Raw genomic sequence first — 23,162 nt, forward strand, 5'->3', positions numbered from 1 at the left:
TAGTTCAACGATTGATTTCAGCGAACTATAATTAGGCGCCTAACTATATAAGAGTAAAAATAGGCTAGCTTCACTAGCCCAATTCTACTCATTACTGATGTTTCCCCTTTGGTTTCGAGCCTAATTCGCCCGTAAGTGCTGAAATGCCTTGTGTAACTCGACCTAGCAAGTCGAGAAATACGCTGCGTTCTTCGATGTTGAGCAACCCCACCATAGCTTCCAGCCGAGCGAAATGCTCAGGAGCCATTTCACGGAGCTTCTTCGCTCCTTCTTCCGTTAAAACAACTGATTTCTGACGGCCATCGTCTGAGCTTAATCGCCGAGATACTAGCCCATCTCGTTCAAGAATGTCGATAAGACCAGTCACTGTAGCACGTGTAACTCCTAGATGCTCCGCTAATTGCGAAGGCAACTCTTCTCCTTCGTTATCTTCAAGATCTGCCAATAAACGATAACGCCCTGTTGATAAACCGAATCTAGAGAAATGAATCTCCGAGGCGTGTCCAAGCATGGCTCCCGCTGCCATTAGCCTAGACGCGACGAGTATAGCCTGTGCGTCTATGTCTAGGTTATAGCGATCAATCTGACGCTTGGATTGTACAAGCGAGGGAATAGCCTCAATGTCGTTTATTTTTTTATTATTGTTGTTCATATATGTAGTATGGTCCCTAACTACTTTTATGTCAACTCATTTTTTTATACCTCGTCAACCCTGGAGTTAAACAGTTGCATTTGGTTGTAACTCTATATTTCTCCCAAAGCTTGATCAATCGACCTTCAAGATCTTCAATCCGTAGTGAATATTCTGCTCTTATTTTCTAAAGTAGTAGAAGTTCTGTCCGCATCATTCTACTATTCAAATTTTAACTGAAGCGAATCACAGATTGGCATATAGCCTATCTTTTGATAAATGCTATTAGATGTGGGATTTGCTAAGTCGGTATATAAGACGCATCTAGTAAACCCTTTATCCAATGCAAGTTGGCTTATTTGCGCCACAATTGAAGTTGCGTAACCCTTTCCGCGCTCATATGGAGGGGTATATACAAATGCCACGCCAATAGCCGTCTGCATCTCCCTTGTATATCCTGCCATAGAAACGGGTATCCCGTTGTCCTCTAAAATATATAGTTTTTTCGATGCTATTCGGTAGAGGTAAGGGTCTGCATCTTGCGGGATGGACATTTCTGTTTTACCATAACTCCCCGCTGCATAAAATGCTTCAGCCCAGTATGGGAAAAAGTGAATATCCTTTTTATCTAGCAATCGAACGATACCAACCTTTTGAATGTCTGGGTTTACTGCCGTAAGTTCATATATACGTTGGGTCATGATTGTTTTAAAGGTTGTTCCCTTGCGCAAAGTATATTCTTTGGCAAAATACTCTGCCAAGGTTTTTTCGGTCATCACACCTGGAATTTCACGGTCTTTCAGCCCATCTACCAGACAGTTTATAGCTTCTGGGTTAATTATGTTGTCTGTTGCATAAAGCGTAATATTGTGTGGCGGTGTCATTATGGCGGTAAGTTGTATGCCCCTAGCATCTGAAATCGTTACCATAAGCCAATTTACAGGGTCACGCCAGTCTGTTTTGTCTTTTCCTTCATGTCCAATTATGATATTGCCAAGAAGAATCAAATTTTGTGCTTCATGACGCATCAGCACACCATAGGTATCCTTGTAAAACTCATGCACATCCGTATACAACTTGAATTGCATTGCAATATCCCCCTTTCATCTGCTCAACGTTTTTCCAGATTTTCCGAACTAATCGTTCTTCTTACAGTTTGTTGATTTTTCGCCTGCCAATTTAATAATTAATTAATGAAGACGCAAAAAAAACCCATCCCATTAGGGACGGAGTTGCTCCGCGTTACCACCCTGATTGACGTTTATAATAAACGCCCTCTTAGCCATCGTCCAACAACGATGCTTCTTTGTAACGGTAGAATCCCGGTCCCATCTACTATAATTCAGGGGACAGCTCTGAGGTGATTTTTGGATTCGGATATCCGCTGCCTCGCACCAACCGGCAGTTCTCTGAACGGCGTTTCCAGATCTATCTGTCAATAATTCAAACAACAATAAAGACCTTTAAACTTATATTGCTTCTAAAGCAGATAATCTAACTAATCATACGACGATATGAATGCGGAGACTACACTCCAGTCTGCTTATTTTCTTCATCAGCACATAGCACCTGCTTAATCTGTTTCGATTAGCTTAGAGGTCAACTTCACTACTGGCCTGATATACTTCAAAAACCGCTCCGGATCGTGATAAACGTAAATGATTCTCCCAGCGGAAGTATCAAAGCAGTAACCAGTGTCTGCAAAATTAAAAGTTGCCATTGCCCTTTCCATCTTTTCCTCTACACTACGATTTTCCTGCTCATAATTGAATGGCCCATGTTCAAAAACAATATACTCGGCTTCGAGAACATCAATCATAAGCATTTGTGGAGGTACTTCACCTTTATAATCAAAAGGAAGACGTACACCAAAACACTCTGTACGTGGAATACCCCAATCGCAGAGTCTGCCATCCGGGTCATTAATGTAAGCCATAATCTGACCGCTGCCACCGTTAGATTCACTCCCGCCATCGTCATCCAATTTGCCCTTGATACTATCGAGTAATCCGCAAATTGTTTCGCAGTCCTGTCCTGTAATAAGACTTTGCTTTTGCCAAAAATCCCAATACCCATTACTCTCATAGTTTTTAATATGCAAAAATTTGTGAGTGGGAATGGTTACAAAATAAATGTTAAGATCATCTGTAGATTTCATCATACCAATCTCTCCAAATCCGAAAAAGTAGCGGTCGAAAGAGTTTATTTTTGTACGAAGGGCGACAGGCATAGGCTTTTTCCGGTATTCACTTGGAGTTACACCATATGTTCCCTTGAAAGCCCTGGTAAAAGCTTCATGTGATGAAAAACCATAATCAAAAGCAATATCCAAAATGCTCTTTTCACTATCCCGAACCTCTTTTAGTGCAAAGGCTAATTTTCTATGCCGTAGATAATCCCTAAATTGCATTCCCGATATTTCCTTAAATTTTCTCGTAGTATGAAATTCGGAATAACCTAACTTGTGAGAAAGAAATCGTAGCGTTATTGCTTCACTGTTACGATTCTTAATACACTCGTCAATTTCATTAACGATTATTTGGATTTGCTTGTGCCACTCGTACAATTGGTCTGTTCACCTCGTTTCAACCACTCTATAGTCATTGTAGAGTAATGGAATTTGCATCGCTTGATTCTACTTGCGGAAAAGAGATGACAATTCAAACGTTTTGGTCCTACTTTTCGGAATCTCATCATGAAACGGTACCACCATTTCGTTTGTATCGTTAAGGAATACATATTGAATCTCAGATTTCCCCTTTGCATTTAGTGGTCGTTGTATAACCCTATCGTTCTGTCAAAGTTATTTCCGCAAGCAGCTTAAGCGTGTCATGCATTCGCAGGATGGACAAGAAGCATGGAGTTCGGGAGGCATTAAACAAAAGGGCTCGGCCCCGTTGAGACATGGGAGTGAAAATCACATGCCCTTACAGTTGTTCCAAGCCACCGCCTCCTCAATTTCCTTCTTATCTCACATTTAGCTAAAGGGTAAAATCCTACGAATTCATGAGCCTGCATGAGTAAACTAAATCATTTCGGAGGAGTTCAAAGCCCATCTCATTCCGGGTAATGGTGATGATTAGGCCCTGTTAGAGTCTGGCGAACGTGATGTAATCGACTTGGACAGGTTCTGCCAATTCCGTCCGAAGTGCCCGGTTGATCTGTCCCCGGTGATATTGCCCATGTAAAATGACCTGCGACAAGATATCCCGGACGGACGTTTGAAACGGGACTCCGTTCTGGTTCGCATAATCGACCCTAACGTCCAAATCAGATTCCTCGAGCCCTTCGATATACACACGATATTGCTCGGCGTTTTCTTCGAACTCCGTTCGGATCGCCGTCAGGTCCTCTGCTTCCTCCCACAACGAATATTGCGCACTACTCTTGCCCTGCAATCGGGACAGCCAGACTCGTTCCGCAACCGCGACATGCCGAACCAGCTTCAGAAGGTCCTTGTTCTTCATCTCACTCTCCTCGAGCGCTTCTAAGATTTGTGCGTCCGCCCAGTACAGGTGGTCCATCATACACTTGATCGTCTTCATTTTCGTTTCCCCCTCTTCGTCTCATTGGATTAATTGTACCTACCGTTTCCCGTAATTGGTCATTTATTTCACAAATCATCATAATCTTCATTGACAAAGGTTCTATTTTTTATCGCGCTCAATGGAATCAGGAGACGTGTGTCGTCTTTTGGTTAGAATCAGAAAATATAAAAGATGAGACCTTTGCCCTCGGCTACAGTTTGGCTGTAGAAGCGCCGGATTTCGTTAAAATGCTGTAGCAGGTAGGCAAAGAACGCATCCTTATCCTCGTCTGAAACAATATCAGGTTCAAGAGGATATACTTCTTCCTTAACCATGGCCGGGAAATCATACCGCAAGCGGAGCTGCGCTTCATCCAGCTCAGAAATAACCTGATGCGCTTCTGCAACTTGCTTGGCACGTAAGGAAAACGCCCCGAATGAGCCAAAATCGATGCCTTTGTCTGATGTCAGCGGAACAACATAACTAAGAGGGGCATCTCCATCGGAAATAACTCCACAAAGCAAGTAGTGAATCGCCTCCCAGGATCTATCAATGTCCAGTCCGGGATAATCATCTATTTTCAAGCTATTCAATGCAATGTCGCCTGTAACAATTTGCTGCACTAGGTTGTCATCCATAGCAAAGTAATATCCACGCATTCCCATGTTGTCATCCTTCCTTCCATTCTAGTAGTGACTATACTGCCTTATCATAATGTAACCTCTGGATTTATCCCGCAGGATAGAAAAAGAGTGAAGATCAGCCCCCTACGTAATCATAATATCTTGTCTGCACAAGTTACTACATCCCGTTTAAGATAGGTATGTCCTACACTCTTTAACTAATGAATTTTATGTGGAAAAGATATGGTCAAGCACAGCTGTCACCGAAACCATATCCCATATACGGCGAGTCCGACTAATAGTCTTGACTACGGACCCAGCTGAAGCTATTGGCGAATTTATTGCCGTTGGAGCAAGTTTGCGGACTCCAGTGCTGCTATTCTCCCGCAAGCGGTGCATATATAGCCCTTTTCATGCCAATAACGACTATGCGGTCCGATAGCAGTCCAAAAAGGACGTATTCCCGTGTTTTGGGTCATCTGTGTCCGCTAGCGGCTTCGTACATGCAAATGTGATGTAATCACCCGTGATCCATATAAACTTCCAGTTAGACTATGACTCCACTGTTAATTGACCCGTATCCATATTATTAAGCACAAGTTTGCCTTCCAGCGGGGTGCCGTCTTCGCTCGCAAGCTTCAGCTTACCCGTACGGCCCTTTTCAATCAATGCCTTTACTTGTGTATCTGTAAGGGTACGCCCGTGGTTCTCTTTCCAGATCACGAACTTGCAGCCTTCTTTGTAATGAGAGCAGCCGTAGCCTTTTTTACCCATAAAAATCATCCCGCCACAGCCAGGACGCGGGCAGTTTCCGATAATTTTCGGACCTGAATTTGCTGATTCTTCTTCGTTAGCTGGTTTACGTTTTCTTGGCGCGGCAGGTTTATCGCTGGTTTTACGAGATGTACCTCCACCACTCCGACCTTTAGCCCCTGTATTCACAGAAGGAGTTTCCCCTTCAAAAGAAGTTTTGGACGCCCGAGACTGCACACGAACCTTGTCCACGATCATGCAGGCAAATCTTTTTACATTCTCCATAAATTGTCCGTCCGACGCCGTACCTCTGGATATCTCGTTCAAGCGACGTTCCCACTGACCGGTCATTTCAGGTGAAGTCAACAGCTCGATGCCCGCTCCACGTATCAGTTCAATAGCCGTTCGTCCTTTTTGCGTGATGGCGATTTTTTTACCTTGCATTTCAATGTATCCGACATTCTTAAGCCGTTCAATGGTTGCAGCACGGGTGGCGGGAGTACCCAGCCCTGAATCCTTCATAGCATCCCGAAGCTCTTCGTCCTCAATCTGCTTTCCGGCACTTTCCATCGCTCTAAGCAGCGTGCCTTCCGTATAGTGTTTTGGCGGCTGTGTATCTTTCTCTTTAACGATAGCGTCACTACAGATCACCTCATCTGCCGGAGCGATTGCGAACGGTTCATTCACTTCAATCTCTTCGTCTTCCTCATCATCCTTGTTTTTTCCCTTGGACGACTTCGCTTTATCTTTTTTCTGGTCCGCGTAAATTACCTTCCAACCGAGACTTAATAATTCCTTAACAGTAGTTTTGAACTTTTCGTCCTCTACATCAGTCATAACCGTATGCACTTTATATTCCGCAGCCGGATAGAACTGTGACAAAAAGCGCCGCACAATCAAATCATACAGCTTTCCCTCATCCGCACTAAGCCCTGTTGCTTTCCGATATGTAGGCAAAATCGCATGGTGATCCTCGACCTTGGAGGGATTGCAGATAAATTTGTTTCCTTTATGAACGAGATTACGATTCGCGCCCTTCACCCATTCATCATAAGCCGTCCCTTGGAGCGCAGATAAAGTCTTATGCATCTCCGGAATATTTTGTTCTGTAACATAGTTAGAATTCGTCCGCGGATAGGATATCACCTTATGCTTTTCATATAATGCTTGTGCGATATCGAGTGTTTTTTTAGCGGAAAAAGCGTACTTCCCATTCGCCTCCCGCTGCAGCAGCGTTAAATCATACAGTTTATTCGGATACTCTTTCGTTTCCTTAACCTCATAAGAGTCAATACGTCCCGGTTTTCCTTTGACCTTGGCAGCCAGCGCCTCCGCCTTCTCACCATCAGTGAGCCGGTCACCCTGCCACATACCTTTATAAGTCATTTCATTTTGTGTAAAATGGCCCTCTACCTCAAAAAACTTAAGAGATGAGAACGCCTCAATCGTCTTCTGGCGATCATAAATAAGTGCAAGTACTGGGGTCTGAACTCTCCCCACCGACAGCAGCACATTATGTTTCGTAGTAAATGCACGTGATCCGTTCATACCGATTAGCCAATCGGCTTCACTGCGCGCTTTTGCTGCTTTGGTTAGATTCTCGTACTCCGCCCCATCCTTTAGCTCTTGAAAGCCTTTGCGGATAGTCTCTGGGGTCAAATCGGAAATCCACAGCCGCTTCACAGGATGTTCAAGCTTCAAATGCCGCTGAATGAGCGAAAATATATGCTGGCCTTCTCGCCCGGCATCACAAGAATTTACTAGCAGATCGCTTCGTTTAGCCAGCTCTCCGATTACCTTCAGCTGATCAATGGTCCGCGCATTAGGAACAAGCTTGAATTGGTCCGGAATAATGGGAAGATCATTAATATTCCATTTTTTGTATTTTACATCATATGCATCCGGCTCAGCCAATCCGATTAGATGCCCTATTGCCCATGTAATAATGTACTGCTCCCCTTCAAGATAGGAACGGTAATTTTTAGCCTTTGGTTCTATTGCGGCGGCGATATTCCGCCCCATGTCCGGTTTCTCCGCAATAATAAGTGTCTTCAAAAACATTCGCTCCTTACCTTCTCGTTCTTAAGTCCAAAACAGGTCCAGTACTCTATTATAACATTAACCTCGGTTTTTTTTAATCGACCGGACTTTTCATAGTCTTTCGTTTGATTTAAAATAAGTTGGTATAAGCGTATTCATGTATCGGAGGGAAACAAACCTTGTATGAGAATCACAGATTTACAGAACCTTTTTCAGATCGAAGCCTCGCCGCCCTGAAGGCGGATTGTGAGCAGTGCTTTGGCTTGTGTTGTGCCGCATTACCTTTTGCTGCTTCCGTAGATTTCGCTAGAGACAAAGACGCTGGACAGCCCTGTCACAATCTACAGTCGGACTTTCGCTGTGGTGTACATACAGAGCTAAGAGAATTAGGCTACCGTGGTTGTACGGTCTATGACTGTTTTGGAGCTGGGCAAAAGATTTCTCAAGTCACTTATGCTGGAGAAGACTGGAGGAAAAAGCCGAAAACTGCGAAGCAGATGTTCGAGGTATTTCCGATCATGTGGCATTTGCACGAGCTGCTTTGGTATTTACATGAATCTTTGAACTTAAAAATAACCCGTACAATCCATACGGAGCTGCAAACAGCTCTCGATGAAACGGAACAGCTCACTTTACTTAATCCTGAAGCTCTTGTAAAAGTGGATGTTGCCGCTCATCGAGCACAAATCAATATGTTACTGTTGCAGGTCAGTGAGCTTGTACGAACTGAGGCTCGCCGTAAACTAAAGAAATCAGCGAAGAATTTCAGTCGAGGTGCCGACCTTATGGGAGCTAAGCTCAAAGGAGCCGATCTTAGAGGCGCCAATTTGAGAGGAGCCTATTTAATAGCCGCAGACCTTAGGGACGCTGATCTCAGAGGTGCAGACCTTATTGGGGCAGACTTTCGCGATACTGACCTCAGAGGTGCTAATTTAGCAGAAGCTCTCTTTCTCACTCAGGCACAGATCAATGCGGCAAAAGGCAATACTCTCACAAAATTACCAGCAACACTCTCCTGCCCTGATCATTGGCATTCCCATTAAATGAAAAAAGATCATTTATATCAGCTGTGAATAGAATTGTTTGATCCGAGACACAGCTTCCATAATTTCTAAGACTTCTTTCCCCGCTGTGTTTCGTTTCAGATACTCTACTCTTCCCTGTGATGCTTCCTTGCCCACAACTATTGATAGAGGTATCCCGATCAAGCTTGAATCTTTAAATTTCACGCCAGCGCGTTCATCCCTATCATCAATCAGCGTCTCTATGCCAAGCTTGGTTAGTTGATCATAGAGACCTTCTGCAACCGTCTGCTGCTCACTATCCTTGACGGACATTATCAAGATATGAACCTGATAAGGTGCCAATGCTGCTGGCCACATTAATCCATCCTCATCATGATGCTGTTCAGCAATAGCGGATAAAAGCCGTGAGATACCAATTCCGTAACAGCCCATAATCATAGGTTGACTTTTGCCTGAAGAATCTAAGTAAGAAGCGCCTAGCTTTTCACTGTATTTAGTACCTAATTTGAAGACATGACCCACTTCAATCCCTTGATGAAAATGCAGAATACCCTCCAAACAATGCGGACAAACTTCATTTTCTGCTACATTCCGAAAATCCCCCACATGCTCAAGCGAAAAATCTCTGCCGGGTACGACGTTACGGAAGTGATAATCTTTTTCTCCCGCCCCTGTAATCCCTTGAGTCATATCAGCTACTGCCGCATCTGCTAGGACAGTAAGCGTTAAGCCTACAGGTCCTACAAATCCACTTTCAACGCCCGCTAAGGATTTCACAGACTCGTAGTCAGCAAGCTTAATCTCATTCGTTCCTAAATATTTACTTACCTTTATTTCATTGACTTCATGATCACCCCGGACCAGTACAGCAAAAATCTGTCCGTCACCTTCATAGATTAATGTTTTGATAATCTGGTCTGGCCGGATATCTAGCTCCTGCTCTAGTTGCTCAATTGTGCGCAAATCAGGAGTGAGGAATTTCTCTATCTCCGGTACTTGTATGACAACTTCATTTTTTACAGGCCGCACGGACTCTGCCTGTTCCAGATTGGCCGCATAATCACAAACGGTGCATGCAGCAATCGTATCCTCCCCAATATCAGCCAGCGCCATAAATTCATGACTGCCGCCCTCGCCTCCAATCGCACCGGAATCCGCATGGACAGCACGGAATTTCAATCCACATCGCTCAAATATCCGGTGATAAGCCTCGAACATTTGGATATATGATTTATCTAGACCTTCCAGGTTTGTGTCAAAAGAGTAAGCATCCTTCATCAAAAACTCTCTGCCTCTCAGCAGTCCAAAACGTGGTCGGCGTTCATCTCGGAACTTGGTCTGAATCTGATATACGGTAATAGGAAGCTTTCGATAGGAGCTGATCTCATTCCGGACGAGTGTGGTTACTACTTCCTCATGTGTAGGACCTAGAATGAATTCCCGCTCATGACGATCCCGCAGCGTCATCAGCTCCTTACCGTATACCTCATACCGGCCTGATTCTTTCCAGAGCTCCGCAGGCTGCATAGATGGCATCAATACCTCCTGAGCCCCAGAGACATCCATCTCATTCCGCACAATCGCTTCTATTTTCCGTAAAACACGTCTGCCAAGCGGTAAATAAGTGTACACACCCGCTGCTAATTGGCGGATATATCCCGCACGCAGCAGCAGCTGATGACTGCTTGTCTCCGCCTCTGAAGGTGCCTCACGCAGAGTTGTTAATAAAAGATTACTTTGACGCATATTTGTACCCTCCCTAAAAATGAACGCTCTAAACGCAAAAAGACACATTCGTCAGGGACGAATGTGTCGTGATACCACCCTTATTTAACCGCCAGCCCGTACAAAGTCTACATGGCAATCCTCGATCGAATAACGGCCGATTCCGGCAGCGGTTGTACGCTGCAGCTACCCAGGCAGGATACCATCCACACGTATTTGAGGAACCTTTCAGCCGGTGAGTTCCCTCTCTGTCCTAACGCTACTAGGATCGTAAGTCCTTGGTCAATGCTTTTGTCATTTAAATATTGTATTAAATCTATATGAAAATAATATTTCCGTCAAGCGTCGGCTCCAAAAAGAAGCCGCTTCTCCAGCAGGTAAACTGCTTTTGAAACGGCTTCTTGAATTAATGCCTAGACAAGAACGCTTGAGCCCATCAGGTATTTATCCACTTCACGTGCAGCTTCGCGACCTTCGTTGATGGCCCAGACCACCAAGCTTTGACCACGACGCATATCGCCAGCAGCAAACACTTTATCCACGTTCGTATTGAATTTGCCGTAACGTGCTTTCACATTGGTACGACGATCGGTCTCCAGATTAAGCTCCTCAACAATATCTTGCTCCGGTCCATCGAAACCAATGGCGATTAGAGCGAGTTGAGCAGGATATACAGCTTCTGTTCCAGGAACGGGCTGGTAGATTTTACGACCTGTCTCATCCACGATCCGGCGGATCTGCACCGTATGAAGCTCCTTTAAGTTTCCCTCTTCATCCCCAACGAATTTAGTGGTCATGATGGAGAATTCACGCGGGTCATCGCCAAAAATAGCTTTCGCTTCTTCTTGCGCATAATCCAAGCTGTACACATTCGGAAATTGCGGCCAAGGATTAGCAATCGGATCCCGTTGCAGAGGCGCTTTTTCATGTGTACCAAATTGAGTGATACTACCGCAGCCATGACGAAGCGCTGTGGCAACACAGTCAGATCCTGTATCCCCGCCACCCAAGACGATTACATCTTTACCTTCAGCGGATACATAGTTACCATCCTCCAGATTGGAATTCAAGTAACTCTTGATCGTGCCATTTAAATAATCCATGGCATACATAACGCCCTTAAGCTCACTGCCTTCAATGTTGAAACGGCGTGCTTTAGTAGCTCCACCACACAGAACGACCGCATCATACTCATCAACAAGCTGCTGAGCCGGAATGTCTTTACCAATCTCAGTGTTCACTACGAAGTTAATCCCTTCAGCAGCCAGCAAATCTACACGACGTTGTACAACTTTTTTATCAAGCTTCATAGTAGGTATTCCATATGTCAGCAGTCCGCCAATGCGGTCACTGCGCTCAAATACAGTTACAGAATGTCCAGCCTTGTTAAGCTGTGCTGCTGCGGCAAGTCCAGCAGGTCCAGAGCCTACGATTGCAATTTTTTTGCCAGTCCGTTTCTCCGGAGGATTAGGTACAACCCAGCCCTCTTCAAAACCCTTATCAACGATCGCAAGTTCAATTGTTTTGATGGTTACCGGCTGTCCGATCAGGCCCACTGTGCAAGAGCCTTCACAGGGAGCGGGACAAATACTGCCTGTGAATTCAGGAAAGTTGTTTGTCTTATGCAGACGTTCCAGTGCTTCTTTCCAGAGTCCACGATACACCAAGTTATTCCATTCCGGAATTAAATTGTGTACTGGACAACCTGAGGTCCCGCCAGCCATATCAATACCTGTATGGCAATAGGGGGTTCCGCAATCCATACAACGTGCGCCCTGTGTCCGAAGCTCGTCCTCGGATAAATGATGGTGGAATTCTTCCCAGTCCTTTACCCGCTGCTCAGGATCCCGATCACCTGGGAGCTGCCGTTTATACTCCATAAAACCTGTAGGTGTAGACATGTTTACGTTTCCCCCATCCGTTCTCTTCGTGTTGAAGTATAGTACATTGTAGCATATTGCGGCTTCGTATGGTTGTCAGCAACGCAATGAAGTACCTGCACATTCTATTCTATACCTATACATAATCATTTCTAATTTTAATTATAGTAACATTCATCACTTTTGCACAGTAATGGATAAATCTACTGATTATTTGTACTATTTCACATGTTATGTCAGAGAAAACGTTTTATTGCTATTCCGTACGTTCATAAACAAGGAAACGGTAATCATACGGATTCTTCTCATCACGAATTCCCTTGATATTGGAGACCTCTTTCCACATCCTCCAGTCAATCTCAGGAAACTGTGTATCTCCTTCAAAATCCTGTTCGATCTGCGTCAACATCAGCTTGTCAGCATACGGCAGCATCAACCGATAAATTTCCGCACCACCGATTACCATCAGCTCATCTTCTTTTCTACCCTCGCTGAGAGCCTCTTCAAGCGTGTGTAGAACCTCTGCACCTTCGGCTGAATAATCAGTATCCCTAGTTAGAATTAGGCTCGTTCTGCCCTTCAAGGGCTTGCCTCCGAGCGAATCCCATGTTTTGCGGCCCATTAGCATTCTTTTGCCCAATGTTTCTGCTTTGAAATAAGCAAAATCCAGGGGCAAATGCCAAGGCATGTCGTTATCTTTTCCTATGACATGATTGGCGCCCATTGCCCATATTAAGCTAATACTCATGAAGTTCCCTCCTTCCTCTATACTAAAGTAAAAAACTATACTGCCAGAAATTATATTTGCGAATCTTCATTTACAATTACGTTATACTGCGATCGGCGCTTTTATCGGAGGATGCGGATTGTACCCTTCAATGACCAGATCTTCCAGTTCAATATCAAAAATTGATTTCTTCTGTGAATTAATAACCAGTGTAGGCAATGCTCTTAATTCTCTTGATAATTGCTCTTTGACTTGCTCAACATGGTTTGAATAGATATGCGCATCACTAATGCTGTATACAAACTCGCCTACTTCTAGCCCACATTCGTATGCGATTAAATGTGTAAGTAAGGAGTAAGATGGAATATTGAAGTTTGCCCCGAGAAAGGAGTCCGCACTTCGTTGCAGCAAGTGACAGCTTAGTTTACCATTTGCAACGTAGAACTGGAACATAACGTGGCAGGGCGGTAACGCTGCTTTGCTTCCTTTCGTCCCAGCATTGATAACATCTTCCGGGTTCCATGCGCTGACAATTAAACGCCGAGAATCAGGATTTGTTTTGATCTGATGAATAACGTCTTGTAATTGGTCAATTGATTCGCCAGTTGAAGATGTCCAATTCCGCCATTGCTTACCGTAGACATTTCCTAGCTCGCCATATTTCGCAGCAAACTCATCATCTTCTAAGACACGGTCACAGAATGATTTCATCTCTGCTTGATATAATTGATTAAAATCTTCATCAACTAAACAACGATTCCCGAAGTCTGTCATATCCGGGCCAGCATATTCGTCCGATTCAACCCATCTTTTAAAAGCCCATTCATCCCAAATATGATTATTATTTTTCAATAAATAACGAATGTTGGTATCACCTTTAATAAACCACAATAGCTCGCTTGCAATTAAACGAAACGGTGTACGTTTTGTTGTAAACAGCGGGAAGCCTTTTGATAAATCAAATCGCATTTGATAACCAAATACACTAATTGTACCAGTTCCTGTACGATCTTCTTTTTTCACACCATGATCCAAAATATATTGTAAAAAATTCAAATAGGTTTGTTCTAACTCATTCGTCAAAGTATTGCACCTCCGTAATATTTCACCTCATATATTATATCTGAAAAATCCGATTTTTGTAGAAGGTAAGATAATTTTTAAATATATTTAATAATCGGGTTACCTATTCAATTATAAAGGATTGATTCAGCAATTGTATCTCTACTCCGCTATCCTAAGCTCCACTCTTGCCCCATAAGCCCGAAGGCTTGCTTGTCCACCCACAGGAAAGGTAATCATCGGCGATGTATGTCCAAAGTCCACGTCTGCAATCACAGGAATATCGGATAATTCTTCTTTTGAGCGGATAATTGTGGTCAGCAGCTTCATGGACATACGTGATTCTTTTTGGAATCTGCCGATCACCAACCCTTTGGCCTCTTCAAACTCAGGCTGATGAATTAGGGATTGCAGATCTCGATCAAAGGTTGCAGGTGCTGACTCATAATCATCCTCAATGAACAAGATAGAATTTTTTAAACTTGGCATATACTCTGTTCCCTGCAAAAGATTTAAAGTGCATAAATTGCCACCAATAATCGTTCCTTTCGCTTCCCCATCATTGATAATGAACGGACCTTCATTTTTAATAAATATCCGGTTTTCCTGATCCAGATACCACTCATCATCACTCCAATGCCTGGAAGGCTGCACTAGAATTTCTTTATTGTCCATCATCAGCTTGCGGAAATATTCGATGGTATATTCATTATCGTGGAGCATCGCAAATGTGGAAAAATGCGGTCCGGAGTATGTAACTAATCCTGTCTGAGCATAAATCGCATTACTTAGTGCAGTAATATCCGAATAACCACATAAACGCTTTGGATTCTCTGCAATGATTGAATAATCTATATAACGCAGGAGCTGGTTACTATTGAAGCCCCCAATGGTCGTTAATATTCCTTTCACTTTGGGGTCTAAAAAAGCTTCGTGCAAATCCTCAATTCTCGAATCAATAGAAGAGGAAACAAAATCATCCGCCTCAAAAGAATTTGTTGAAATGGATATCCGAAAACCTAACCGTTCAAGCTGCTCTTTAGCGATTTTTCTTTGCTGAGCATCGATTAATGACAAACTTCTGGAAGGAGAGATAATACGCAGCTCATCTCCAGGCTTTAATTTATCAGCTCTCATCATTGAACCTCCCTATATTTATAAAATACAGATTAAGTAATTACTCTTCCTCCCAGTATATCTCTTTTCAAAAAAGTGGAAAACACAAAAAAAGGCGGAACGCATTTGCGTCCGCCTTTCTGTTGCCTGCTAGAGCAATTTTGGAGAAAAATTATTTCATTACATGAATTGGGTGACCTTCAACCAATTCAGCAGCTTCCATGACGATTTCGCCAAGGGTTGGATGCGCATGAATAGTCAAAGCGATATCTTCAAGCGTTGCGCCCATTTCGATTGCCAAACCAAGTTCAGCGATCAAGTTGGAAGCTTCGATACCAACGATTTGAGCTCCCAGTACCAAATTGTTCTCGGAGTTAGCAACAATTTTGATGAAGCCTTCTGGGCTGTTCAAAGATACTGCGCGACCATTTCCTGCGAATGGGAATTTGCCGCTTTTCACTTTGTAGCCTTTGTCTTTTGCTTCTTTTTCAGTCAAACCAACGCTTGAACACTCAGGATCTGTAAATACAACAGCTGGGATGACTTTGTAGTCAACAACAGATGTAAGTCCTGCAATTGCTTCAGCAGCGATTTTACCTTCGTAAGAAGCCTTGTGAGCCAAAGCAAGACCTGGAACAACGTCGCCGATAGCGAAGATGGTAGGAATGCTTGTGCGTCCTTGGTGATCAACTTTGATCAATCCGCGCTCGTCGAGCTCAAGACCGATCAGATCCAGACCAAGTTCACCGTCAGTGTTAGGACGACGACCTACAGTTACAAGCAAGTAATCTGCTGTAACTTCTTTGGACTCGCCACCAACAGAGTATTTCACGGTTACTTCTTTGTCGTTCTGAACAGCACTTTCAGCTTTAGCGTTAGTTACGATTTCGATGCCAGTTTTAGCCATGTTTTTCGCAACAAGACGAGTCATATCTTTATCGAAGCCTGGAAGTACAGTATCCAAACCTTCGATGATTGTTACTTTAGTGCCAAATTTAGAGTACATTTGACCAAGCTCGGCACCGATGTATCCACCACCGATTACGATCATGCTCTTCGGAATTTCTGGAAGTTCCAGAGCTTCAGTCGAAGACAGAATACGTCCGCCGAATGGGAAAGGTTTAAGTTCAATTGGACGGGAACCTGTAGCAATGATGCAGTGTTTGAAGCGGTAACGTGGAGATTCATGATCATTGAACACACGTGCTTCTGTGTCGCTGATAAACATGCACTCGCCGTTAAATACTTCAATTTTGTTGCCCTTCATCAAGCTAGTCACACCGCTAGTCATTTTTTTAACTACGCTGTTCTTGAATTCTTGAGTTTTGGCAAAATCCACTTTAACATTCTCAGCTGTAACGCCGAAAACTTCACCATGCTGTGCGGATTCAAATTGATGCGCAGCAGCGATCAAGGCTTTAGAAGGAATACATCCACGGTTCAAACATACACCGCCGAGTTCCGATTTATCCACGATGAGGACTTTTTGGCCGAGCTGGGCGGCACGAATTGCCGCCACATACCCACCAGGACCTGCACCAATGACCAATGTATCAATATCTAGTGAAGCGTCTCCTACTACCATAATTATACCTCCATAACCAGCAGCTCAGGATTATTGAGCAGCGATTTAATGTAGTTCATAAAGTTTTGAGCAGTCGCACCATCGATAATACGGTGGTCAAAGCTGAGTGACAACGCCATTACTGGAGCAACTACGATTTCACCATTTTTCACAACTGCTTTTTCACTGATACGGCCAGTTCCGAGGATAGCCACTTCAGGGAAGTTGATGATTGGAGTAAAGAACATACCGCCAGCAGAACCGATGTTACTGATAGAGATCGTGCTGCCCTTCATTTCGTTAGCAGACAATTTACCGTCACGGCCACGAACGGCCAAGTCAGTGATGCTGCTAGCAATCATCCAAATGCTCTTACGGTCAGCGTCTTTGATAACTGGAACGATCAAACCGTTTGGTGTATCAGTAGCGATACCGATATTGTAGTATTTCTTGTAGACAATTTCGCCTGCTTCTTCATCAATCATAGCATTGAGTGCTGGGAATTGACGGGAAGCTGCAACAAGTGCCTTAACGATGAATGGAAGGTAAGTAACCTTAACGCCTTTTTTCTCAGCAATAGGTTTCATACGTGTACGGAATGCTACCAGTTCAGTAACATCTACTTCATCCATGATGGTTACGTGTGGAGCAGTGTAAGCCGATTTAACCATTGCGTTGGAGATCGCCTTACGAATACCCTTGAATGGTACACGTTCTTCTTCAAGACTAACGTTACCGCTAGCTGCTGCAGGTGCTGCTTTAGCTTCGGTTTTAGCAGCCTTAGGAGCTTCAGACGACGCTGCTGCTGCAGGAGCTGCTGGTGTAGAACCACCTTTCAAGAAGGCTTCTACGTCTTCACGAGTGATTTTACCACCTTTACCAGTTCCGTTCACTTTGGAAATATCCACTTTTTGCTCACGAGCAAATTTGCGAACGCTTGGTGTAGCCAAAACATCGCGGTCAGGAGCTGGTGTTACACTTGCAGATCCGCCTTCTTTAGCATCAGCAGGGCTTGTTGCTGCAGGGGAAGAAGTAGTGTTTGCACTTCCTTTTGCTGCATCGGCTTCAGCAGATGCATGACCTTCTTGTTCAGGAACGTCGCCTTCAGCAGCGATAATAGCTACAACTTCGCCTACGCGGCAAACTTGGCCATCTTTAGTCAGAACTTCCAATACAGTACCATTCACTGGACATGGAACCTCAACTACCGCCTTGTCATTTTGAACTTCCATGATGATGTCATCATCCGTTACCTTGTCACCGGCTTTGATATGCATTTTGATGATTTCACCTTCATGCAGACCTTCACCCAGCTCAGGGAAGCGATATTCAAAATTCGATGCTTTGTTAGATGCTGGAGCAGCTGGTGCAGCTGGCGCTTGAGCAGCAGGAGCTTCAGTAGCAGCACCCTCTTGATCAGGCACGTCACCTTCTGCTTCGATAATAGCCACTACTTCACCGACACGGCATACTTGACCGTCTTTTGTCAGAACTTCCAATACAGTACCGTTTACTGGGCAAGGCACCTCAACTACCGCCTTGTCATTTTGAACTTCCATTACGATATCATCATCCGTTACCTTGTCACCGGCTTTGATATGCATTTTGATGATTTCACCTTCATGCAGACCTTCACCTAGTTCAGGAAATCGGTATTCAAACTTTGCCACTTTGAAAACCTCCTCGTGAAATTGGGACTAACCTTATGATTTAAACTTTATAAGATGAAACAACGTTGTCATCCATATGGATGACAACTGTTTCTCGTAAAAATATTTAGAATTCCAAAACTTTCTTCACGCCTGCAATAATACGTGCAGGGTTTGGAAGCCATGTATCTTCTATTTGTGCGAATGGATACACAGTATCAGGACCTGCGATACGAAGCACAGGTGCTTCCAAGTGCAGTAGTGCTTTTTCATTGATTTGTGCGATAACTTCAGCAGCTACACCCGCACTCTTTTGTGCTTCTTGCACCACGATAGCACGGTTAGTCTTCTTCACAGACGCTACAATAGTATCGATGTCGATTGGACTTACAGTACGAAGGTCGATAATTTCAACATTAACGCCTTCTTTTTCGAGTTGCTCGGCTGCTTTGGTAGCTGTATGTACCATCAGCCCGTAAGTAATGATCGAAACGTCAGAACCTTCACGTACTACGTTCGCTTTACCAAGTTCAACTGTATATTCACCTTCTGGCACTTCAGCACGGAATGCATGATAAAGGTTCAAGTGCTCCATGAAGAAGACAGGGTCATTGTCGCGGATAGACGCGATTAGAAGTCCCTTCGCATCATATGGGTTTGAAGGAATTACAACTTTAATCCCTGGGCTTTGTGCGATCAAACCTTCGAGTGAGTCAGTGTGAAGCTCAGCAGCCTTAACTCCGCCACCAAAAGGAGTACGGAATACTACTGGAGCGTTATATTTACCGCCAGAACGCCAGCGCAAACGTGCTGCTTGAACAACGATTTGATCCAGTGCTTCAAAGATAAAACCTACGAATTGAATTTCAGCAATCGGACGGAAGCCTTGTACACCAAGACCAAATGCCAGACCGCCGATAGCAGACTCAGCTAGTGGTGTATCAAAAATACGATCTTCGCCAAATTCCTTTTGCAGACCTTCAGTTACACGGAAAACGCCACCTACATTACCAACATCCTCTCCGAAGATAAGAACGTTAGGGTCACGATTCAGTTCAACGCGCATCGCGTCGCGAATCGCTTCTTTCATATTCATTTGTGCCATTGCCTGATATCCCCCTTATTCAAAATCGGCTTTTTGCTCTTCCAGATGTTTAGGTGTTACTTCGAACATGCTGTCGATCAAGCCAGGTATTGTCATTTTTTCGGTTTGTTCAGCTTTTTTGATCTGCTCGTTAACAGTAGCTTTCGCTTCATCCTTCACGCGCAGTGTATCTTCTTCAGTCCAAAGACCTTTCTTCTCCAAATACTTGGCAAGACGGGCGATTGGATCCTTTTCACTCCATTGTCCTTCTTCTTCTTTCGAACGATATTTACTTGCATCGTCAGAAAGGGAGTGTGGACGGAAACGGTAAGTTACAGCTTCGATCAATGTAGCACCTTCGCCGTTACGTGCACGTTCTGCAGCATCACGTACAGCACTGATTACTGCAAAGATGTCCATACCGTCAACCTTAATCCCTGGAATACCAGCTGCAACCGCTTTGTGAGCGATCGATTTGGAAGCCGTTTGTTTAGCGAACGGAGTCGTAATCGCATAACCGTTGTTTTGAACAAAGAAGATTACAGGCAGTTTAAAACGACCAGCAAAGTTCAAGCCTTCGTAGAAGTCACCTTCTGAAGAACCGCCATCACCAGTGTAAGTAATTGCAACATTCTTTTGTTTTTTCAATTTGAAGCCCATAGCAATACCAGTAGCGTGCAGGATTTGCGCACCGATGATAATTTGTGGCATCAATACATTAACCCCGTCAGGAATAGCTCCACCATGTTGGTGACCGCGGGAATATAAGAAAGCTTGGTACAATGGAAGTCCGTGCCATACTAGCTGCGGAATATCACGGTAGCCTGGGCATAAGAAGTCTTCTTTCTCCAAAGCGAACTCACTACCAATCATGGTAGCTTCTTGACCGGATACCGGTGCGTAGAAACCAAGGCGACCTTGACGGCCAAGGTTTACTGCACGATCATCCCAAGTACGGGTAAATACCATACGATACATAATTTCTTTCAGTTGATCGTCGGTTAAATCGGGCATCTTATCCTTATTGATAATTTCTCCATCCGGGGAAAGTACCGATAGAGCCTCGACGTCCTCTGTATACACTTCATAAGGAACTTTACTCATTATCTTCACCTCAATAAAAAAATTTGAATATCAGCTGCCTCTGTTATAATATTATTATACACCTGTTTAGTTACTTTCGTCAAAGAAATACTTATAAAATTTATATTCCTTCAAATTTTGTATGTATAACAGGTGAGGAAATTTTATATAACAGTTTAACACTTTTCCAACAAGTAAATGATTAATAACACAGTTACACATTTAATAATTTTAGCGTAACCCTGTGTGTATTGCAAAATTCGACAAGAAAGGTGACGTGACAACGATGAGCGATTCTGTTTTTCTGAAACGCACAATTGTAAAAGAAACGCTTTGGAGTGAACATCTGCAGGAGGAACGTAAATTACGTATCTATCTGCCCCCAGGCTACAATGAAGTTCTGAGTTACCCCGTGGTGTACTGCCAAGACGGTGAAGAATTTTTCAACTTTGGACGCATTGCTACACTTGCTGGACAACTTATTATAGAAGAAGATGTCGAGCCCTTCATTATCGTTGGTGTAGAAGTTAACGTCGCTGTTCGGACTCAAGAATACGCTCCGTTCGGCAGCCGATTCAAGGAGTACCTATCTTGCTTTTCCGAAGAGATTATTCCCTTCATTGAAAAAAATTATCCCGTACGCCGTACACCCGACGAACGAATCTTAGCCGGTGATTCCCTTGGAGGCAGCGTCTCCCTCCATCTCGCTCTTGCTTATCCAGCTATCTTCACACGTATCATCAGCCTATCCGGTGCATTCTATCCCGAATCACAAGCCATGCTGGCTAAAGAAGAAGATCTCTCCTGGCTCAACATTAATATGGTCGTTGGACTGCAGGAAACAGATTACCAGACTGATACAGGGACCTATGATTTTGTTCAGATGAACAGAGAAACAAAAGCATTGCTTGAAGCACGTGGAGCTACCGTATCCTACCGGGAGAAAGACGGTCGTCATCTCTGGGGCTTTTGGCAAAAGGAACTCCCTGAATCTCTACTCTATTTTTTAAACACATAATGCCTTATTGATAGAAGCAAAAAATGAACATCTAAAGAACGTATGTAGATTTCAGCCGTGTTTACGCTTACAGTTTAATCCAGCAAATTTCCTTAATTTACTTTAATACTAATCAGAGAGGCTGGAACCCAACCGGGTTACAGCTTTTCTCTTATCACCATTTCTAGCAACACGTCACAGCCTGCATTGATCAAATCATATACCTGTTCAAAATTACCTGTAAAATAAGGGTCTGGTACTTCTCTCAATTCTTCCTCAGGCAATAAATCCATGAAGAACAAAAGCTTAGCCTCTTCTCCACCAGGAACCTTTCGAACATTCTCTCCATTAGACTTGTCCATGCAGACGATATAATCAAACTTCTGAAAATCCTCGCTACTGACCAAACGCGCTGCCATATTTGCATAGCTAATCTTGTTTTGATCAAGTATACGTCTAGTCCCTTCATGCGGTTCCTTACCTATATGCCAATCTCCAGTTCCTGCAGAGTCAACCAGAATCTTATGTGAAAGCTCTCGTTCATCAATCTTATGGCGCAGAACGGCCTCCGCCATTGGTGAGCGACAAATATTACCCAGACAGACAAATAGCACGTTTACGATTTCATTCACCTCCCAATTGTTAAAACATTAGTAAATATGAATTTATGCACATAAAAAATCGCACACTATCATTTTAGCGTTGTCTTGGTCAATTGTGCAACTTTTCGATCTGCATTATACTGGGACAGGATAACCAACTAGAGTTTTAGAGGAGGAATGGATGTTATGCCATCCAAACGAGTTGTTATTTTTGCCGGTGGAGAACTATCTCCGGATTATTTCGCTCTATTAGATGAAGAAGATTTTATTATCGGTGCGGACCGGGGTGCATTATTCCTCATCTCACATGGATATATACCCGATATTGCGGTAGGTGATTTTGATTCTGTATCGCCTGAGGCTTTTCAGGATATTCAATCCAAAAGTAAAAAAACAATCACTTGTGACGCCGTGAACAAGGATTTAACCGACAGTGAGATGGCACTCGATATTGCAATGAATCAACAACCTGATTCTATTTTACTATTAGGAGTTACAGGCACTCGAATTGATCACTCCTTAGCCAGCATTCAAATGATGACAAGGGCTCTACAACGGCAAATCAATTGCTACGTGATGGATTCTAATAACTATGTGACACTTACCGGATCCCAAACAGTCATTGAAGATTTGGGCTACACCTATGTATCTTTGCTTCCATTAACTCCTGAAGTAACAGGGATTACATTAGAAGGATTTCAATATCCTTTGAATGATGCTACTTTAAAGCTAGGGCAATCTCTAGGTGTAAGCAACAAACTGATTTCCTCCACTGGAACAGTTAGAATACGTAGTGGATTATTGCTGATTATTCAGAGCAAAGACTAAATACATAGTGATATAGAAACATCCTTGTAACTTTTGTTTCAAAATTAAAAAGCCGTTAAATCCTTTATATATCATGGGGTTTACGGCTTATTTTATTGCTCAAAATATCAAATTATTAATTTTTTGTAACTTTTAATGAATTTTTAATAAAACGTTTACAACCCAGGCCCAGCCTCACTTTATTGCTGCTCTACCAAATTTTATGACATAGATAACCTGCTATACTACGAATCAGGCAAGCAAGAC

The 23,162-nt window shown here is 43.5% G+C and carries 19 protein-coding genes; 3 read left to right on the top strand and 16 right to left on the bottom strand.

Translation table 11 applies throughout. The features are described from left to right. Positions 1 to 91: 91 nt before the first annotated feature. From NST94_RS16400 to NST94_RS16425, 6 genes are all read right to left on the bottom strand, one after another. A complete protein-coding gene (locus NST94_RS16400) occupies positions 92 to 652 on the bottom strand; it encodes a MarR family transcriptional regulator (protein WP_076279322.1) in 561 nt (186 codons plus the stop codon). 200 nt (positions 653 to 852) lie between these two features. Further along, on the bottom strand, positions 853 to 1,719 hold the full coding sequence (locus tag NST94_RS16405) for a GNAT family N-acetyltransferase (RefSeq protein ID WP_076302600.1): 867 nt from the start codon (positions 1,717 to 1,719) through the stop codon (positions 853 to 855). Positions 1,720 to 2,204: 485 nt separating this feature from the next. Continuing rightward, positions 2,205 to 3,197, bottom strand: a complete 993-nt coding sequence (locus NST94_RS16410; protein WP_076302601.1) for a helix-turn-helix transcriptional regulator — start codon at positions 3,195 to 3,197, stop codon at positions 2,205 to 2,207. Between the two features lie 523 nt (positions 3,198 to 3,720). After that, positions 3,721 to 4,176 (bottom strand): DinB family protein, encoded by a 456-nt coding sequence (locus NST94_RS16415; RefSeq protein WP_076302602.1) that lies wholly within the window; start codon positions 4,174 to 4,176, stop codon positions 3,721 to 3,723. Between the two features lie 158 nt (positions 4,177 to 4,334). Beyond that, positions 4,335 to 4,823, bottom strand: coding sequence for a YfbM family protein (locus NST94_RS16420; protein WP_076130031.1), 489 nt, complete (start codon positions 4,821 to 4,823; stop codon positions 4,335 to 4,337). Positions 4,824 to 5,333: 510 nt separating this feature from the next. Further along, entirely contained in the window at positions 5,334 to 7,589 is a 2,256-nt protein-coding gene (locus NST94_RS16425; RefSeq protein WP_076098791.1) for a type IA DNA topoisomerase, read from the bottom strand. Positions 7,590 to 7,753: 164 nt separating this feature from the next. Between NST94_RS16425 and NST94_RS16430 the strand changes: the two genes are divergently transcribed. Continuing rightward, positions 7,754 to 8,617 carry a pentapeptide repeat-containing protein gene (locus NST94_RS16430; protein WP_076302603.1) on the top strand — a complete coding sequence of 288 codons (864 nt, stop codon included), beginning with the start codon at positions 7,754 to 7,756 and terminating at the stop codon, positions 8,615 to 8,617. 15 nt (positions 8,618 to 8,632) lie between these two features. Here NST94_RS16430 and NST94_RS16435 read toward each other — a convergent pair whose 3' ends face one another. The 9 genes from NST94_RS16435 to pdhA all read right to left on the bottom strand — a co-directional run bounded on the left by NST94_RS16435 (position 8,633) and on the right by pdhA (position 20,510). Then, positions 8,633 to 10,345 carry a proline--tRNA ligase gene (locus NST94_RS16435; protein ID WP_076302604.1) on the bottom strand — a complete coding sequence of 571 codons (1,713 nt, stop codon included), beginning with the start codon at positions 10,343 to 10,345 and terminating at the stop codon, positions 8,633 to 8,635. A 392-nt stretch (positions 10,346 to 10,737) separates the two neighbouring features. After that, positions 10,738 to 12,225, bottom strand: a complete 1,488-nt coding sequence (locus NST94_RS16440; protein WP_076130028.1) for a glutamate synthase subunit beta — start codon at positions 12,223 to 12,225, stop codon at positions 10,738 to 10,740. A gap of 235 nt (positions 12,226 to 12,460) precedes the next feature. Beyond that, a complete protein-coding gene (locus NST94_RS16445) occupies positions 12,461 to 12,952 on the bottom strand; it encodes a dihydrofolate reductase (RefSeq protein WP_076302605.1) in 492 nt (163 codons plus the stop codon). An 81-nt stretch (positions 12,953 to 13,033) separates the two neighbouring features. Continuing rightward, positions 13,034 to 14,014, bottom strand: a complete 981-nt coding sequence (locus NST94_RS16450; RefSeq protein ID WP_076302606.1) for a thymidylate synthase — start codon at positions 14,012 to 14,014, stop codon at positions 13,034 to 13,036. A 141-nt stretch (positions 14,015 to 14,155) separates the two neighbouring features. Next, positions 14,156 to 15,130 carry a S66 peptidase family protein gene (locus tag NST94_RS16455; protein WP_339282152.1) on the bottom strand — a complete coding sequence of 325 codons (975 nt, stop codon included), beginning with the start codon at positions 15,128 to 15,130 and terminating at the stop codon, positions 14,156 to 14,158. A gap of 151 nt (positions 15,131 to 15,281) precedes the next feature. Further along, entirely contained in the window at positions 15,282 to 16,694 is a 1,413-nt protein-coding gene (gene lpdA / locus NST94_RS16460) for a dihydrolipoyl dehydrogenase (protein ID WP_036687684.1), read from the bottom strand. Between the two features lie 2 nt (positions 16,695 to 16,696). After that, positions 16,697 to 18,343, bottom strand: a complete 1,647-nt coding sequence (locus tag NST94_RS16465; RefSeq protein ID WP_076184428.1) for a 2-oxo acid dehydrogenase subunit E2 — start codon at positions 18,341 to 18,343, stop codon at positions 16,697 to 16,699. Positions 18,344 to 18,449: 106 nt separating this feature from the next. Next, positions 18,450 to 19,427 (bottom strand): alpha-ketoacid dehydrogenase subunit beta, encoded by a 978-nt coding sequence (locus NST94_RS16470; RefSeq protein WP_038571553.1) that lies wholly within the window; start codon positions 19,425 to 19,427, stop codon positions 18,450 to 18,452. A gap of 15 nt (positions 19,428 to 19,442) precedes the next feature. Continuing rightward, positions 19,443 to 20,510: a pyruvate dehydrogenase (acetyl-transferring) E1 component subunit alpha gene (gene pdhA / locus NST94_RS16475; RefSeq protein WP_038571556.1), complete on the bottom strand. Its 1,068-nt coding sequence runs from the start codon at positions 20,508 to 20,510 to the stop codon at positions 19,443 to 19,445. 265 nt (positions 20,511 to 20,775) lie between these two features. Between pdhA and NST94_RS16480 the strand changes: the two genes are divergently transcribed. Then, positions 20,776 to 21,507, top strand: a complete 732-nt coding sequence (locus NST94_RS16480; RefSeq protein ID WP_076279314.1) for an alpha/beta hydrolase-fold protein — start codon at positions 20,776 to 20,778, stop codon at positions 21,505 to 21,507. Positions 21,508 to 21,644: 137 nt separating this feature from the next. Here NST94_RS16480 and NST94_RS16485 read toward each other — a convergent pair whose 3' ends face one another. Then, positions 21,645 to 22,109 (bottom strand): low molecular weight protein-tyrosine-phosphatase, encoded by a 465-nt coding sequence (locus NST94_RS16485; protein WP_076184504.1) that lies wholly within the window; start codon positions 22,107 to 22,109, stop codon positions 21,645 to 21,647. Between the two features lie 165 nt (positions 22,110 to 22,274). Between NST94_RS16485 and NST94_RS16490 the strand changes: the two genes are divergently transcribed. Further along, positions 22,275 to 22,916: a thiamine diphosphokinase gene (locus NST94_RS16490; RefSeq protein ID WP_036687693.1), complete on the top strand. Its 642-nt coding sequence runs from the start codon at positions 22,275 to 22,277 to the stop codon at positions 22,914 to 22,916. Positions 22,917 to 23,162 lie beyond the last annotated feature (246 nt).

The sequence above is a fragment of the Paenibacillus sp. FSL H8-0282 genome, from assembly GCF_037963825.1.
Taxonomy (GTDB): domain Bacteria; phylum Bacillota; class Bacilli; order Paenibacillales; family Paenibacillaceae; genus Paenibacillus_AQ; species Paenibacillus_AQ odorifer.

What these genes read in the sequence shown, in the direction of transcription:
- NST94_RS16400 (WP_076279322.1), bottom strand. Translation starts at nt 652, where the DNA reads ATGAACAACAATAATAAAAAAATAAACGACATTGAGGCTATTCCCTCG.
- NST94_RS16405 (WP_076302600.1), bottom strand. Translation starts at nt 1,719, where the DNA reads ATGCAATTCAAGTTGTATACGGATGTGCATGAGTTTTACAAGGATACC.
- NST94_RS16415 (WP_076302602.1), bottom strand. Translation starts at nt 4,176, where the DNA reads ATGAAGACGATCAAGTGTATGATGGACCACCTGTACTGGGCGGACGCA.
- NST94_RS16420 (WP_076130031.1), bottom strand. Translation starts at nt 4,823, where the DNA reads ATGGGAATGCGTGGATATTACTTTGCTATGGATGACAACCTAGTGCAG.
- NST94_RS16435 (WP_076302604.1), bottom strand. Translation starts at nt 10,345, where the DNA reads ATGCGTCAAAGTAATCTTTTATTAACAACTCTGCGTGAGGCACCTTCA.
- NST94_RS16440 (WP_076130028.1), bottom strand. Translation starts at nt 12,225, where the DNA reads ATGTCTACACCTACAGGTTTTATGGAGTATAAACGGCAGCTCCCAGGT.
- NST94_RS16445 (WP_076302605.1), bottom strand. Translation starts at nt 12,952, where the DNA reads ATGAGTATTAGCTTAATATGGGCAATGGGCGCCAATCATGTCATAGGA.
- NST94_RS16455 (WP_339282152.1), bottom strand. Translation starts at nt 15,130, where the DNA reads ATGAGAGCTGATAAATTAAAGCCTGGAGATGAGCTGCGTATTATCTCT.
- lpdA (WP_036687684.1), bottom strand. Translation starts at nt 16,694, where the DNA reads ATGGTAGTAGGAGACGCTTCACTAGATATTGATACATTGGTCATTGGT.
- NST94_RS16470 (WP_038571553.1), bottom strand. Translation starts at nt 19,427, where the DNA reads ATGGCACAAATGAATATGAAAGAAGCGATTCGCGACGCGATGCGCGTT.
- pdhA (WP_038571556.1), bottom strand. Translation starts at nt 20,510, where the DNA reads ATGAGTAAAGTTCCTTATGAAGTGTATACAGAGGACGTCGAGGCTCTA.
- NST94_RS16480 (WP_076279314.1), top strand. Translation starts at nt 20,776, where the DNA reads ATGAGCGATTCTGTTTTTCTGAAACGCACAATTGTAAAAGAAACGCTT.
- NST94_RS16490 (WP_036687693.1), top strand. Translation starts at nt 22,275, where the DNA reads ATGCCATCCAAACGAGTTGTTATTTTTGCCGGTGGAGAACTATCTCCG.